Here is a 14,478-nt window from a genome sequence, read left to right as displayed (position 1 = left end):
CGGTGCGCGGCATGAGAGCCATCCGTTGCCACGAGCTCGGCCCCGCCCTTCGCCTCGCGATCGAGGAGCTCCCCACGCCCGCGCCCGGCCCCGGCGAGGTCCGCGTCGCCGTGAAGGCTGCCGGCGCGAGCTTCGTCGACGCCCTAACAGCCGCGGGCAAGTACCAGTTCCCGCTGAAGCCGCCCTACACGCCAGGCGGCGAGTGCGCGGGTGTCGTCGACGCGGTAGGCGATGGCGTCAGCGAATTCGCGCGCGGCGATCGCGTGTTCGCTTCGACGGGCGTGGGCGCGTTCGCCGACACGCTCATCGCGAAGTCGCGCCAGCTGACGCGCCTGCCCGGCTCGGTGGACTTCGCGCGCGGCGCAAGCTTCTTGCAGGTGTACGGCACCGCGTGGTTCGCGCTGAAGATCCGCACGCGCGTCGCCGCCGGCGAGACCGTACTCGTGACGGGCGCGGGCGGCGGCGTCGGGCTCGCGGCGATCGACGTCGCGCGCTCGCTCGGCGCGCGCGTGATCGCAGTCGCATCGAGCGACGAGAAGCGCAAGCTCGCGCTCGCCGCGGGCGCGTTCGCCGCGCTCGATCCCGGCGAGGACGTGAAGACGCGCGCGCGCGAGCTCACCGAAGGCCGCGGCCTCGATGTCGTCTACGACGTCACGGGGGGCCCCGTCGCGGAGCAGGCCCTTCGCGCGCTCGGCTTCGACGGCCGCTACTGCGTGATCGGCTTCACCGCCGGCATCGCGAAGATCCCGATGAACCTCGTGCTGCTGAACAACCGCACGCTCGTCGGCGTCGAGTGGGGCGGCTGGGTTCCGCGCAATCCAGAGCGCAACCGGGCAATGATCGGCGAGATCGTCGCCGCGATCGCGCGCGGCGAGCTGAAGCCGGTGGCGCCGTTCGAGCGCAAGCTCGAGGAAGCGGGCGCAGTGCTCGGCGAGCTGTTAGGGCGAGTGGCGGTGGGGAAGATCGTGCTCGTGCCGTGAGCGCGACCCGCACTGCGGAGAAAGGAAGCGCATGGCCGTCGTGATCCGCGCCGCGACCGCCTCGGACGAAGCGCGCTGCCTCGCGCTGATCGAGTCGCTCACCGGCCAAGCAGCCGCGCCCGCTTGGCGCGACGTGTATCGCCGGTTGCTCGGCGGCGAGCGCGGCGCAGTCCACGTGGCCGAGGAAGGTGGAGCGCTGCTCGGAGTCGCGACGGTCTCCTACAACCTCGCGATTCGATACGCCGGCGAGTACGCACAGCTCGAGGAGCTGATCGTCGATCCTGCCGCGCGCGGGAAGAATGTCGGTGGGCTGCTCGTCGAGGCGATGCTCGCTGCCGCCCGCGCGCGAGGCTGCGCCGAGGCCGGGCTGTACCTGATCGAGAGCACCGAGAGGAACCGCCCCTTCTACACCAAGTACGGCTTCGTCGCGGTCGGCACCGAGATGCGCCAGTCGCTCGCCCCGGCGCGCTGAGCGATCAGCGCTTCTTCCACCCGCGCGGGTTCGCCTCGATCTCGCGTTCCCACTTCTCGCGCACCGCATCGAGCCGCGCGAAGTCATCAGGGAATCGCGCGTGCACGTCATAGGACTCGTCGGGGTCGCGGCGCAGGTCGAACAGCCACGGGCCCTGCGGTACGCGGGGCACGAGCGGGAACGACCAGGCGCCGCCGCCGTAGACGCCGTGGCGCGCGTGCAGCTTCCACGGCCCGAGGCGCACGGCTTCGAGCACGCGGTCCGAGTAGTAGAGGACGGGTGCGTCGGGGAGCGCCTCGCCGCGCAGCAGCGTGCTTGTTAGGTCGCGGCCGTCGATCGCGCGGTCGCGCGGGAGCGGCACGCCCGCGAGTGCGAGCGCCGTGGGCAGCACGTCGATGCCCGCGGCGGGCGCAGCGACGCGCTGCGGCGCGATCTGCCCCGGCCACCACGCGATGAAGGGCACGCGCATGCCGCCCTCGAACGTGTCGTTCTTGCGCCCGCGCGCGCTGCCGGGGCTGCCCTCGTACCACGGGCCGTTGTCGCTCGTGATCAGCACGAGCGTGTTCTGCGCCTTGCCCATGCGCGCGAGCGCGTCGACGAGCCCACCCACGCTCGCGTCGAGGTCGGCGATCACGTCGCCGTATAGCCCGGCGTCGCTCTTGCCCTGCTGCTCCGGTGTCGCGAAGAGGGGGATGTGCGGGAAGTTGTGCGCGAAGTGCAGGAAGAACGGCGCGCGCTGCTGCTCGATCCACGCGATCGCTTCGTCCGTGTAGCGCGGCGTGAGAAAGCGCTGATCGACGGGATCGGGCTCGGCGACCTCGCGGTTCCGCCAGAGCGGCAGCGGCGTCATGTCGTTGCTGTGCAGGACGCCGAAGTAGTGGTCGAAGCCGAAGTCATTAGGCCGACCGGGCGCTTCGTCGCCGAGGTGCCACTTGCCCACCATCGCCGTCGCGTAGCCAGCGGCCTTCAGCGCCTCCGGCAAGAGAATCTCGTCCGCGGGCAAGCGGATCGAGCGCCCGTTGACGCGGTGCAGGTGCTGAATCGCGTGGTCCTCGGGAAACAGGATGTGCGTGAGCGTCGTGCGAATCGGCCAGCGGCCGGTGAGGAAGCCGGCGCGCGAGGGCGTGCAGTAGGGCGCGGGCGCGTAGAAGGACTCGAACACCGCACTCTCGGCGGCGAGCGCGTCGATGCGCGGCGTTGCGAGCGCACGGCTGCCGTAGGCGCCGAGGTCGGCGTAGCCGAGATCGTCGAACAGGATCAGCACGATGTTCGGCCGCGCGGCACTCCCGCCGGCGTGCTCCTGCATCCACGCGAGCTCGCGCTGCTTGCTCGCGAGCGCAACCTCGTCGTCGCGCTGCTCGTAGCCAGCGCTGCGCAGCGCGAACCACGCGGCGAAGCCGAGCGCGCCGAGCCCGAGCACGACGACGAGCGCGAGGGCGCCCCGCAGCAAGAAGCGCAGGAAGCGCAGCATCAAGCCGGCCTGCGCGCGGCGATGCACACAAGCGTGTGCTCGGCGGACGTCCGCGCTGTGCGTCCCAACAACCAGTCGCGCGCGCCGAGATCGCGCAGCGACCACCAGGGATCCGGCGTCGCGTGCGCGAGCAGCTCGAAGCCCGCGTCGCGTACGAGCGCGACGTATTCGTCCGCGCCGTGCTGCGCGTGCATCGCGTGGCGGAACAACGCGCGCACCCAGAGGCGCCGCACGAACGCGCGGCACGACTCGGCTAGCAGCAGCACTCCACCGGGGCGCAGCACGCGGTGCAGCTCGGCGAGCGCTTCTTGCTGGCGCTGCGTGTGGTGGAGGGTCTGGTGGCAGAGCACGAGATCGATGCTCCCATCCACGAACGCGAGCGCCGCGACATCGCCCGTGCGCACGTCCACCTTCGCACGGCAGCGCGCCGCTTCGGTCGCGGCGCGCGCCAGCACGCTCGCATCCGCATCGAGCGCCACGATCTCCTCGGGCGCAAAACGCTCGTCGAGGCTCGCGAGCGCGAAGCCGTGGCCGCAGCCGGCGTCGAGCACGCGCGCGAAGCGCTCGCGCTGCGGCGCGAGCTCGGCCAGCACTGCGAGCGTCTCCGCGACGACGTAGCGCCGCCAGATCTCGGTGCCCTGGAACCACGTGCCGAAGCGCGTCTCGGGCACTTCGTTCGCGAGCATCGCAGTGGGCTGCGCGGACATCGGCGCGATGCTCGCGCCGGGGCGGCGCGCGAGTCAACTCGCGTGCATCGCTTCGACTGCGCGGCGCGCTACCCACTCGCTCTCGCGAAGGAGGCGCACGTGAAGCTCGGACTCGCACTGCAGTGGGCGAACCCGCAGGTGAAGGTGCCCATCGAGCGCGTCGTGAAGGCCGAGCAGCTCGGCTTCGACTCGGTGTGGACGGCGGAGATCTACGGGCAGGACGCGATCACGCCGCTCGCCTACATCGCCGCACACACGAAGCGCATCCGCCTCGGCACGGCGGTGATCCAGACCGCGGCGCGCACGCCGGCCGCGACGGCGCTCGCGATGGCGACGGTCGATCAGCTCGCGGGAGGAGGCCGCGTGATCATCGGCCTCGGTCTCTCGGGTCCGCAGATCGTCGAGGGCTGGTACGGCACGCCGTGGGGCAAGCCGAACGCGCGGCTGCGCGACTACGTGGAGATCGTGCGCAAGGTGTTACGGCGCGAGGGACCCGTGTCGCACGACGGCCCCGAGATTCAGCTGCCGTATCGCGGCCCCGGTTCGTCGGGCCTCGGCAAGCCGCTGAAGAGCGTGCTGCACACCGACCCGGCGACGAAGATTTTTCTCGGCACCGGCCAGCCTGCGAACGTCGCCCTAACAGCTGAGCTCGCCGATGGCTGGCTGCCGATGGGATACAACCCGGAGACGAAGCAGATCTTCAAGCCGTGGCTCGAGAACGGCTTCGCGAAGGCGGGCGGCGGCAAAGGACTCGGGCGCGGCTTCGAGATCCAGGGCGGCTGCCAGGTCAACGTGACCGACGACGTGCGCGGCGCGATCGACAAGCAGAAGCCGTTCATCGGCCTCTACGTCGGCGGCATGGGCGCGAAGAGCAAGAACTTCCACAAGGAGATTATGAAGCTGCGCGGCTTTCCCGAGGCGGCGGAGCGGATTCAGGAGCTTTTCCTCGCGGGCAAGAAGGCCGAGGCGTTCGCCGCGGTGCCCGACGAGTACGTGGATCAGGGCGCGCTGATCGGGCCGCCCGCACGCATCCGCGAGCGCTTCCGCGCGTGGCGCGACCTCGAGGGCCTGACGGGGCTCACGCTGCACACGGAGCAGGAGCGCGCGCTCGAGGTGATGGCGGAAGTGGCGGAGCTGAAGCCGCTGTGACGCGCTGCCAGCCACGCCCGCACGAGCGAACCCGCGCACCCCACGCCACACCGAGACGAGCGGATCAGCGGCGGCGCGCAGCGCCGCCCGCAGCATCCGCCGAGCAACCCGCGCGCGACGACCGGGCTTCCGCCCGCCGGAGCCGCTGCGCAGGCGCGCCTCGCGCCTCATGACCACCCGCACGCGCGCAGTGCTCTTCGACTTCGGCGGCGTCTTCACGCCGAGCCCCTTCGACGGTGCGAGGAGCTACGGCGCGCAGATCGGCGCGAGCCCCGAGCGCGTGCTCGAGCTGGTGTTCGGGCCGTATCACGAAGACACGGACCACCCGTGGCATCGCCTCGAACGCGGCGAGATCGCGCTGATGGATGCACGCAACGCGATCCTCGAGCTCGGGCGTGCGGAGGGCGTCGACGCGGATCCGTTCAAGCTCTTCGCGTCGATGGCGAACGGCCCGCGCGGCGCCTACGACGCGATGGTCGCGCGCGCGCGCGCCGTGGTGGAACGCGGCTATCGCACCGCGCTCGTCACGAACAACATCGTGGAGTTCCGCGAGTCGTGGCGGAAAATGCTCCCCACAGGCGAGCTTTTTCAGGTGATCGTCGACTCGAGCGAGGTGCGCATGCGCAAGCCGAACCCCGCGATCTTCCAGCACACGCTCGCGTTGTTAGGTGAGGTCGCGCCCGAGGAGTGCCTGTTCCTCGACGACGCGGCGAGCAACGTCGCCGCCGCCGAGGCGCTCGGCATTCGCGGCGTGCTCGTGAAGAGCGATCTCGCGGACGCGCTCGCAGCGCTCGACGCGCTGCTCTGAGCGAAACGAACGCGAGCGGACGCACTTTGACGATGTTCGTCGTCGACGGGGGCGCGGGGCGGGGATAGGTTCGCGGGCATGCGCTTCGTCAAAGGCAAGGTGAAGGCCGGCAAGATCGTCGTCGAGGGCGAACAACTCTGCGACGGCGCCGAGGTAGTCGTTGGCCTCGCCGACGAGAGCGCATTTGAGCTCACCCCAGAGCAAGAACAGCTGCTGCTTCTGTCCGTTCGTGAGGCGGACGAGGGGCGGCTGATCGACGGTCCCGCGGTGATGCGGGAACTTGAACGAATCAAGTGAGCGACCCTTCGGCTTCGCCTTCACTCCGCGCGCACGAGTCGAGCTCCGCCGAATCTCCGGGTGGTAGCGACGCAATCGGCGCGCGGCTCCGCACGCGTTTCGCGTCGAGCTGACGGTTGCGCTGCGCCTGATCACGGACCACCCGAGCATCGGCCAGCGCGCTCAACCCCACTTGCGTGGAGTGCGGCGAGTGCTTCTGCCTCGCGCGGGGTACTTCGTTTACTACCGGGTCGACGAGGCACGGAGGCGAATCGAGGTCCTTGCGATCTGGCACACGAGCCGCGGGCCTGGCCCATTCGCGCGCCGGCCCATGCGCTGATCTCACCGCCCCTTCGCCGCCGCCCTGCCCGCGCGTCGCCCGAAGAACGTGCCGTCCCCTAATGACAGGCCGCTCGAGTAGCTGCCCACCGCGATGCCCGCGCTCGCGCGGCCGGCGGCGTAGAGGCCGGCGATGACGCGGCGGCCCGGATCGAGCACGCGTCCCTCGGCGTCCGTGACGAGTCCGCCGAGCGTGAACACCGCGTAGAGACAGTTCTCGGTGGAGCAGTGCAGCGCGCCGAAGGGCGGCTTCGTGAGCGGTTTCAGCCACTCCGCCTGCTTCCCGAACAGCGGATCCTCGCCTCTCGCGGCGTACTCGTTGTAGAGCGCGACGGTGCGCTCGAGCGTGCCCTTCGCGAAGCCGAGCTCGGCTTCGAGCTCCGCGATCGTCTCGCCCGCCGCCGCGACGTTGCCGGTGTTCGGGTACTCGTTCTTCTCGAAGATCTCGTCGTCGACGATCATCCACGCGCGGCCGCCGTGGTGGAAGAGCGCCCACTCACCCAGCCGTCCGTAATAGGTGTCCTCGTTGATGAAGCGCTGGCCCTGCGCGTTGACGATCACGCCGCGCTTGAGACCCCACGGCTGCGTGACCGGCAGCGAGACCGAGGCCTTGTCCATGTGCGCGACGTCGGCGCCCGCCGCCATGCCGAGGCGAATGCCGCTGCCGTCGTCGCCGTCGGCCGCGACGCGCATCGAGCAGCGCAGGCCGTCGGGCACCCACGTGCGCAGCATCTCGTCGTTCAGCACGAAGCCGCCCGTCGCGATCACCACGCCGCCGCGCGCGCGCAGCGTGCGCTCCTTGCCGTAGCTCTCGGCGACCGCGCCCACGACCGCGCCATCCGCCGCGAGCACGAGCGCCGTCACGCGCGAGTCGCCCTGGATCCGCGCGCCGCGCGCGCGAGCGCTCGCGATCATGTGCTTCATGATCACGTGGCCGGTCTGGTGCGGATGCTTCGGCACGTGGCCACGCGGCGCCGGCTTTGCGAGATCCTTGAACGGGTGCGTCTTCTCCGACCCGGACCACACGAGGCCGTCGTCGGTCGGCGGCTCACCCGAGCAGCCGTAATAGAACGTCTCCTTGAACGGCACGCCCTGCGCGCAGATCCAGTCGTAGTGCGCAGGGCTCTCTTCGCAGTAGGGGCGGATCTTCGCCTCGTCGGGCGACTTGCCGACCGAAGCCATCAAGTACTTGAACATCTCCTCGGGCGAATCCTCGAAGCCGCACGCGCGCTGCAGCTTGGTGCCGCCGCCGAGATAGAGCACGCCGCCCGACATCGCGGAGGTGCCGCCGCCGCCGCTCGAGCGCTCGAGCGCGATCACGTCGGCGCCGCCCTCGCGCCCCTCGATCGCCGCGCTCGCGCCCGCGCAGCCGAGGCCGACGACGAGCACGTCGCACTCCTCGTCGAAACGCGGAATCTCGGAGAGCGCGCGAATTCCTGTGCGAAGCAACGTCGCCTCCCGCTCAGTACTTGGTGCGCACGCCGGCGCTGCCGCCCGCATCCACCGCGTAGTCCGCCCCGGTGCACGAGAGCGACTCGTCCGACGCGAGGAACAGCACCATGCGCGCGACATCGCGGATCAGCTCGACGGGCTCGCGCTTGCGGTTGTACGGAATGATTTCGTGCGCGATCGCGAGAATCTTCTCGGGGTCGATGCCCGCGGGCACGTAGGGCGCGCGCATCGCGGGGCCACCGACCTCGGGGCACACCGCGTTGACGCGGATGCCGTGCACGCCGAGCTCGAGCGCCGCGACGCGCGTGATGCCGCGCAGCGCCCACTTGGTCGAGGCGTAGGCGACGAGGTTGTTGTGGGCCATGAGGCCGTCGATCGAGGAGATGTTCACGATCGAGCCGCCGCCTGCGGCCTTCAGCGCGGGCGTAACGGCCTTGATGCCGAGGAACGGGCCCAGCTGGTTCACGCGAAACAAGCGCTCGTACGTATCGACGCTCGTCTCCTCCAGCGGCGCGCGGTGCAAGAGGCCCGCGTTGTTCACGAGCACGTTCAGCCCGCCGAAGCGAGCGCGCGTCTCCTCCACCGCGCCCGCCCAGCTCGCCTCGCTCGTGACGTCGAGCTTCACGAAGTGCGCTGCCGCCCCGAGCGACTGCGCCACCGCGCGCCCCTCGGCCTCGAGCACGTCGCCGATCACGACGCGCGCTCCCTCCGCCGCGAACAGTCGCGCGGTCTGCTCACCCGTTCCGCGCGCCGCGCCAGTGATCAGGGCGATCTTGTTCGCGAGTCGCATCGAAGGCTCAGAACAGCAGCGCGTCGAGCGAGTACGCGCCGGGGCCGAGCAGGAAGAACATCGCGCAGATCACCGCGAGGTTGATCGTGTACTCGGCGCCGGGCGGGTTGTTCGTGATCAGGTAGCCCGCGCCTTTGTGCCCGAGCACGCCCGCGACGGCCATCGTGCCGATCAGCACCGCGCACGCTGGGCGAGTCATCAGGCCGAGCGCGAGCGCGCTGCCGCCGAGCAGCTCGGAGAGCATCGCCATGCGCGCGTTGAGCTCGGGCATCGGCACGCCGAGGCTGCGCAGCCAGTCCGTGAAGCCCTGCATGTTGCCCGTGCCCACGAGCCCGAGCTTGCCGAGCGCGTGAATCACGAAGCACACGCCGATCGCGACGCGCCCGACGAGCAGCGCAAGGTCGAGCGCGCCCGCGAACAGCGGGCCGGTGAGCAGCGAGGCGAGGTCCATGGGGTCTCCGAGTGCGAAGCGCGCTTTCTACCGCAGCGCGTGATCCCGAGCGAAGGAAGAAGCGAAGCGGCGACCCGCGCCGCCGCTGCGCCAATGACGACGAAACGCGGGCTCGATGTGAACCGCAAGCCGCGAGCGCCCTGCAGGTTCGTGCTCGATGCGTGGCGCGGCGCGCAGCGAGCCGGAGTCTGCGGAGGCGAGCGAAGCACAAGGAAACCGGGGCGCTGCCACGCAGCACCTCGAACTGCGCACTACGAAGCGCCCCGGGACATCCCCGACCGATGCAGACCTAGCGCCCCGTGAACTTCGCGGGCCGGCGCTCGAGGAACGACGCGACGCCCTCGCGGTGGTCATCGGACGAAAAGCACGTCTTCATCGCGCCGGTGTGCGCATCCATGTGCGCGCCGAAGTCGCGCGACTCGCCCTGATAGACGAGGTCCTTCAGTAGCCGGTGCGAGAGCGGCGAGCCCGCGAGAAAGCTCACCGCCAGCGAGCGCGCCTCGTCCAGCAGCTTCTCGGGCTCCACGACCTTCAGCACGTAGCCGATCGCGAGCGCCTCCTGCGCGTCCACGAAGCGGCCCGAGTAGAGCAGCTCGAGCGCGCGCGAGTGCCCTAACAAGCGCGGCAGGATCCACGTCCCGGCGCCCGTGTCGGGCACGAGGCCGCGATGCGCGAAGTTCCAGGCGAAGCGCGCGCGAGTCGAAGCGATGCGCACGTCGCACTGGCTCGTGAACTCCGCGCCCATGCCGACCGCCGCGCCGTCGACTGCCGCGATCACGGGCTTCGGGCATGTCACGAGCGGCCACCAGCGATCGGTCTCGTCCGCGCGGCCGCGCAGGCCACGGTTCTCGGGAGGGCGGCTCGCCAGATCCGAGAGATCGGTGCCCGCGCAGAACGCGCCGCCCGCGCCGGTCACGATCACGACGCGCGCGGCGTCGTCCGTGCCCGCGCGCTTCGTCGCCTCGATGAACTCGCCCAGCACCACGAACGACATCGCGTTGCGCTTCTCGGGGCGGTTGATCGTGATCGTCGCGATGCCATCAGTCACGTCGTAGAGAATCGCGCTCATCGGGGCTCCTCGTTCGAGTCGTTACGGACTCAGCGCGCTGCGACCGCCTCCGCGGTCGCGGGCGGCGCTGCGGGCATGACCCAGATCGGAGACGACCACGCGCGCGGCTCCTCGGGCGTGAGGCAGTGCTCGCTCGGGTCGTTGCGCGCACACAGGTTCACGCTCGTGCAGTTGCCGTTCGCGTCGCGCTCGCAGCGCACGCCGCCAGCGTTCACGGTGTCGATGGGCGCCTCGAAGGCGCGCGCGTAGTAGAGCGTCTCGCGGCCCGCGCTCGCGAACTCGGGATCGCTCAGTGTCACAGTGCAACCTTCCGAGCTTGGAGAACACGGGACCGTCATCCACGCGTCCTCGATCAGCTGCGCGATGTTCTCCCCAGCGACTCGTTGGGGCCGAATGCGCACGATCTCGATGCGCGTGATCGGGCGCCGCACGTCGCTCGGGTTGTGGCACTCGCCGCGGCAAATGCGCTGCACGTCGCCCGGACCGAGCGCATCCACGCTCTCGTCGGGGCAGCCGGGCTTCTGCTCGAAGGAGCCGAGCGCGCGCACTTGGAACGTGGGCGCTTCGCTCATCGCGACCTCGCTGCCCATCGGCAGCGTCTCGCCCGGTTCTGCGCCGGGCGGATTCACGAGGTCGAACCAGAGCTGCATGCGGTGGCCGCTCGTGCCGTAGACCTCGCGGCGCTGGAGCGCGCGCCAGATCGCGCCGCGGTCGCGGCCGTCGGCGTGCACCGCGGTGAGGCCGCCGGTTGTCAGGTACGACTGCTGGCGCTCGGTCTCGAACAGCTGGAAGCCCGAGAGTCCCGGCGGCAGCTCCTTCACCGAGCGCGGCTGCGGCTCAACCGGGGGCGGCGCCATGGTGCGCGCGATCGGGCTGTCCGCGGCCGGCAGCGCCGCGCGATTCATCGATTCGCTGTGGCCTTCGCGCAGCGGCTTGTAGCCCGTGCCCGGCCGCGCGAAGTGGTTGTCGCTCGCGGCCATCACGCCGAAGCGGAAGCGGCGTGGCGCGCCGCCGCCGTCGAAGTTGCCGAGCGCGAAGATGTACTGCATCGCGCCGCGCGGGCGGTAGTTGAACGCGGGCGTCTTGCAGTCGCGGCACTGCCCCGAGTCGAGCCAGTCCTCGGCGCGCGCGCCGGGCACGCTGAGGTGCCCGGGCAGCCCGATCGCGACGTAGTTCGCGCGCGCTTGGACTGCGCGCGCCTCGCACTCCTCGGCACTTTCGCCCACTACGGCGCAGCGCTCACGAATGATCTCACCCGCGCGCCAGCACGACGGCAAGTAATCAGGCTTCGGCGCGGGGCACACGGGCTTGCCGTCCGCGTCCCACGCGATGTCTTCCCAGTCGCGATAGACCTCGCTGTCGCCGTGGCCCGACATCACCTCGATCAGCGTCTGGCGATCCTCGTCGTGCATGTCGCCCACCAGCTGCTTGTCCCACGCCGATCCCATCGGCGTGTACATGCCCCACGTGGTGCCGTGCGGGATCACGATCGAGTCGTGGCCCCAGTCGTCGAGCTTCGCGAACAGCTCTGCGGGCGTGGCCGCGAGCTCGATGCAGTCCTTCGAGAGATCGCGCGCGGGCACCCCCTTCGCGCAGATCGGCGCCGCGTCGCTGTCGGCCTGGAACCGCGCGAAGTCGTGGTACCGACCGCCTTCGGTCAACGCGATGAAGCCGCGTCCGAGCACCGGCACGGCCACCAAGTTGCGCGTCGCAGGGCGCTCGGCGCCGATCGGACGCGCGGGAATGCGCGCGTCGTCCGTGTGCGCGAGCACGACGTTCTTGTGGCCGTAGTGGTTCTCGGGCGTGTCGCCGATCTGCGTCCACTCCCAGCCGAGAAACGCGACCGTGTCCGGATTCGCCTCGTCGGTCACCGCGTTGCACTGCCGCACGGACTCGACGATCTCGCTCCAATGCCGCGGCGTGAGGCGCTCCGCGTGGTCGTTGATCGACCAGAAGTCGAGCGCCGAGCAGAAGCGCGCGAAGTCGCACGCGTCCGCCGGGGGATGCGCGCCTTCGCCGCCGAGCGCCGGCAAGCTGAAGCTGAATGCGTCGTCGGAGAACGTGGTGTGCACGTGCAGGTCGCCGTACAGGATCTGCTTCGCGCCGGCAGCTGCGGGCGCAAAGCTGCGCGCAGTCGTGCGGGGTGTGCCCGGCTCCTCGTGCGCGCCGAAGCGCCCACGGCCGGCCTCGCTCGTGACGAGGTAAGCGGCGCCCGCCAGTAACAACAACGCTGCGAGCGCAGTGCCCAGCTTCTTCATGGCTCCTCCGAGCGCGCGGAGCGTGCCACGCGCGCGTGCCGAAATGCGAGAGGCCGGCGACCGCGTGCGCGATCGCCGGCCTCCGCGTTGAAGCGTGCGGGTTTACTCCGCGCCGAAGTTGTACGTCGCCGTCACGCCGTACATGCGCGGCGCCTGGCGGAACGCGCTGATGCTGCCGCCTTGGAACACGGAGTCGAAGTAGCCGATCGTGGTGATCTCGTCCGTCACGTTGTTCGCCCACAGCTGGATGTCGAAGCGCTCGCCCGGCGAGCGGAAACCAGCCTGGAGGTTCAGCTTCACGTAGGCGTCGACCGCCTTGCGCGGGTCGAGGTCCGAGCTCGAGGAGTAGTCGCCGCGGTAGTAGAGGTTGCCGCCGCCATACCACGACCAGCCGGTGTCGAAGAGCGGGTGCTGGTACGCGAGGCTGAAGCTCGCGGTCCAGTCGGACGCCTGCGGGATGCGGCTGCCGTCGGCGAGGTTGTCGCTCGGGAAGAAGTTTCCCGTGCCCCCCGGCGGGAACGGCAGCGTATCGAGGCCGCCCGTGCCGACGTTGTTCGGGCAGCGATTGACCGACAGATCGGGGTACTGCGTCTCGAAGCACCCCTCCGGACCGAGGTTGCCGTAGCGGGTGTCCGCGAAGGTCACAGACGCCGTCGCGATCATGCCCTCGATCGGATACGCGCTGACCTCGAGCTCGACGCCGCGGGAACGGACCTTGTTGATGTTGCTGATGATGAAGCCGAGCCCCGTGAAGGTGTTGAGCTGGAAGTCTTCGAAGTCGGTCCAGAAGAGCGCGAGGTTCGCTGTGATCCGTCCGTCGAACAGCTGCGACTTCAGGCCGAGCTCGTAGTTCAGCGATTCCTCGGGGCCGAACTTCGTGTTGTTCTCCGGCTCGCACCATACGCCGTGCTGCGCCGACCCCGAGAGGACCGCGGTGGCAGTCGGTTGCGCGTTGCGCGCGATGTCGACGACCGCGCAGTTGAACGCGTCACCATCGAGGTTGAAGCCGCCCGCCTTGTAGCCGCGCGAGACGCTCACGTACGAGTTGATGTCGTCCGTGAACGCGTAACCGAGCTGCACGGTGCCGCTCCAGTTGCGTCTCACGAACGAATCTTCCCAGCTGAAGTTGTCACACGTGTTCGTGAGGTTCTGCCGCAACGACGTCGCCAGCGCGAGGGCGAATGCGCCGCCCGCCGGCGTGGGTCCGAACGTGGTCACGCGGTCGCAGAACGGAGCGCTCGCGAGCTGCCCGGGCGCGGCGCTCCCGTGGATGGCCGAGCCCTCCTTGCGCTCCCAGCCGTAGCGCGCGCCGATCGTGAAGGTGAGTCGATCGGCCGGGTGAAAGATGTTGTGAGTGAAGAGCGACCAGCCCTTGGTGTCTTGGCTGAAGACCGACTCGCGCCCTTCGCCAGCGTTGAAACGACTCTCGAAGTCGAAGATCTGTGGGACCCCGGCGCGATAAACCTGGAGCTCGATGTACCGGCCAGCGGCGCTCGCGACCTTCACCTCGCCCGAGTTCCGCAGATCCTCGGAGTACCCGTACCAACCGACCAACCAATCGACGTTGAGCAGCGCTTCGACAGTCCCGCCCACCTGAAACTCGAGGCTCCAGTTCTTCCACTTCTCGTTGGTGTCGCCGGGTGCGAGCACGTCGACGTTGGTGAAGTCGATGTCCTGCCCGCGCGAGATGTCGGACTGACGGTGCGCGAGGATCGATTTCACTTTCACCACGTCGAGATCCCAGTTCGCTTCCGCCGACAGGCCCCAATCGTCGACGAACTCGAAGGGATCCGAGTTGGTCCCCACCTTGAGGTTCCCCCCGGACTCCGGCCGGAGATCTCGATCCGTGGTCGTGACGACCGCACCCGGGAAGCTCGCGTCGAGGCCCGCGCTCGGGTCGCTCTGCAGCAGGACGCCGTTCGCTCCCACGAGCGTCTGCACCGCGGGGCAGCAGTGCTCGCGCATCTTCGTGTAGTCCGCGATGAAGCGAACGTCGAAGCTCTCGGTCGGCGCGAACAGCAGCTGGCCCTTGAGCGACCAGCGATCGCGGTCCTCGAAGGTGTCGCTCGTGTCGATGTCGTCGTAGAAGCCGTCGCGCAGGTGGTAAATCCCGGCGAGGCGGAAGGCGAGCTTCTCCTCGAAGACCGGACCCGTCACGCTGCCCTGAACCTTGCGCATGTCGTAGTTGCCGACGGTCGCCTGCACGTGGCCGTCCCAATCGAACTCGGGGCGCTTCGTGATGACGTGCACGAGGCC

General features: G+C 69.8%; 14 protein-coding genes. 6 read left to right on the top strand and 8 right to left on the bottom strand.

What is annotated here, in order from left to right:
- The first annotated feature begins 11 nt into the window (after positions 1–11).
- Together FJ091_06480 and FJ091_06475 are read left to right on the top strand one after the other, a co-directional pair.
- Entirely contained in the window at positions 12–980 is a 969-nt protein-coding gene (locus tag FJ091_06480) for an NADPH:quinone oxidoreductase family protein (protein MBM4383001.1), read from the top strand.
- 31 nt (positions 981–1,011) lie between these two features.
- Positions 1,012–1,452: a GNAT family N-acetyltransferase gene (locus FJ091_06475; GenBank protein ID MBM4383000.1), complete on the top strand. Its 441-nt coding sequence runs from the start codon at positions 1,012–1,014 to the stop codon at positions 1,450–1,452.
- A 4-nt stretch (positions 1,453–1,456) separates the two neighbouring features.
- On the opposite strand, the gene FJ091_06470 is transcribed toward FJ091_06475, so the two are convergent.
- Positions 1,457–2,950, bottom strand: a complete 1,494-nt coding sequence (locus FJ091_06470) for a sulfatase (protein MBM4382999.1) — start codon at positions 2,948–2,950, stop codon at positions 1,457–1,459.
- A complete protein-coding gene (locus FJ091_06465) occupies positions 2,923–3,630 on the bottom strand; it encodes a class I SAM-dependent methyltransferase (GenBank protein ID MBM4382998.1) in 708 nt (235 codons plus the stop codon). Before FJ091_06465 ends, FJ091_06470 begins: the two co-directional genes overlap by 28 nt.
- Positions 3,631–3,729: 99 nt before the next feature.
- On the opposite strand from FJ091_06465, the gene FJ091_06460 reads away from it, so the two are divergent.
- The 4 genes from FJ091_06460 (at position 3,730) to FJ091_06445 (ending at position 6,203) form a co-directional block, all read left to right on the top strand.
- Complete coding sequence (locus FJ091_06460; GenBank protein MBM4382997.1) at positions 3,730–4,779, top strand: LLM class F420-dependent oxidoreductase; 1,050 nt, start codon at positions 3,730–3,732, stop codon at positions 4,777–4,779.
- 169 nt (positions 4,780–4,948) lie between these two features.
- Positions 4,949–5,587, top strand: coding sequence for an HAD family phosphatase (locus tag FJ091_06455; GenBank protein ID MBM4382996.1), 639 nt, complete (start codon positions 4,949–4,951; stop codon positions 5,585–5,587).
- Positions 5,588–5,665: 78 nt separating this feature from the next.
- Positions 5,666–5,884, top strand: a complete 219-nt coding sequence (locus FJ091_06450; GenBank protein ID MBM4382995.1) for a hypothetical protein — start codon at positions 5,666–5,668, stop codon at positions 5,882–5,884.
- Between the two features lie 109 nt (positions 5,885–5,993).
- On the top strand, positions 5,994–6,203 hold the full coding sequence (locus FJ091_06445; GenBank protein MBM4382994.1) for a type II toxin-antitoxin system RelE/ParE family toxin: 210 nt from the start codon (positions 5,994–5,996) through the stop codon (positions 6,201–6,203).
- A gap of 2 nt (positions 6,204–6,205) precedes the next feature.
- On the opposite strand, the gene FJ091_06440 is transcribed toward FJ091_06445, so the two are convergent.
- The 6 genes from FJ091_06440 to FJ091_06415 form a co-directional block, all read right to left on the bottom strand.
- Complete coding sequence (locus tag FJ091_06440) at positions 6,206–7,651, bottom strand: FAD-dependent oxidoreductase (GenBank protein MBM4382993.1); 1,446 nt, start codon at positions 7,649–7,651, stop codon at positions 6,206–6,208.
- Positions 7,652–7,664: 13 nt separating this feature from the next.
- Entirely contained in the window at positions 7,665–8,444 is a 780-nt protein-coding gene (locus FJ091_06435) for an SDR family oxidoreductase (GenBank protein MBM4382992.1), read from the bottom strand.
- Positions 8,445–8,451: 7 nt separating this feature from the next.
- Positions 8,452–8,895, bottom strand: a complete 444-nt coding sequence (locus FJ091_06430) for a DoxX family protein (protein MBM4382991.1) — start codon at positions 8,893–8,895, stop codon at positions 8,452–8,454.
- 289 nt (positions 8,896–9,184) lie between these two features.
- Positions 9,185–9,964: an enoyl-CoA hydratase/isomerase family protein gene (locus FJ091_06425; protein ID MBM4382990.1), complete on the bottom strand. Its 780-nt coding sequence runs from the start codon at positions 9,962–9,964 to the stop codon at positions 9,185–9,187.
- Between the two features lie 29 nt (positions 9,965–9,993).
- The gene (locus tag FJ091_06420) at positions 9,994–12,222 is read right to left on the bottom strand and encodes a DUF3604 domain-containing protein (GenBank protein ID MBM4382989.1); all 2,229 of its coding nucleotides are present in this window, start codon (positions 12,220–12,222) and stop codon (positions 9,994–9,996) included.
- 102 nt (positions 12,223–12,324) lie between these two features.
- Positions 12,325–14,472, bottom strand: coding sequence for a TonB-dependent receptor (locus FJ091_06415; GenBank protein ID MBM4382988.1), 2,148 nt, complete (start codon positions 14,470–14,472; stop codon positions 12,325–12,327).
- Positions 14,473–14,478 lie beyond the last annotated feature (6 nt).

The organism is Deltaproteobacteria bacterium, assembly GCA_016875395.1.
Lineage (GTDB): Bacteria > Myxococcota_A > UBA9160 > UBA9160 > UBA6930 > VGRF01.
Note: the sequence above shows the minus strand (reverse complement) of the source record. Positions and strands in the feature narration are given on the sequence as shown.

What these genes read in the sequence shown, in the direction of transcription:
- FJ091_06430 (MBM4382991.1), bottom strand. Translation starts at nt 8,895, where the DNA reads ATGGACCTCGCCTCGCTGCTCACCGGCCCGCTGTTCGCGGGCGCGCTC.
- FJ091_06480 (MBM4383001.1), top strand. Translation starts at nt 12, where the DNA reads ATGAGAGCCATCCGTTGCCACGAGCTCGGCCCCGCCCTTCGCCTCGCG.
- FJ091_06435 (MBM4382992.1), bottom strand. Translation starts at nt 8,444, where the DNA reads ATGCGACTCGCGAACAAGATCGCCCTGATCACTGGCGCGGCGCGCGGA.
- FJ091_06455 (MBM4382996.1), top strand. Translation starts at nt 4,949, where the DNA reads ATGACCACCCGCACGCGCGCAGTGCTCTTCGACTTCGGCGGCGTCTTC.
- FJ091_06425 (MBM4382990.1), bottom strand. Translation starts at nt 9,964, where the DNA reads ATGAGCGCGATTCTCTACGACGTGACTGATGGCATCGCGACGATCACG.
- FJ091_06450 (MBM4382995.1), top strand. Translation starts at nt 5,666, where the DNA reads ATGCGCTTCGTCAAAGGCAAGGTGAAGGCCGGCAAGATCGTCGTCGAG.
- FJ091_06465 (MBM4382998.1), bottom strand. Translation starts at nt 3,630, where the DNA reads ATGTCCGCGCAGCCCACTGCGATGCTCGCGAACGAAGTGCCCGAGACG.
- FJ091_06420 (MBM4382989.1), bottom strand. Translation starts at nt 12,222, where the DNA reads ATGAAGAAGCTGGGCACTGCGCTCGCAGCGTTGTTGTTACTGGCGGGC.
- FJ091_06475 (MBM4383000.1), top strand. Translation starts at nt 1,012, where the DNA reads ATGGCCGTCGTGATCCGCGCCGCGACCGCCTCGGACGAAGCGCGCTGC.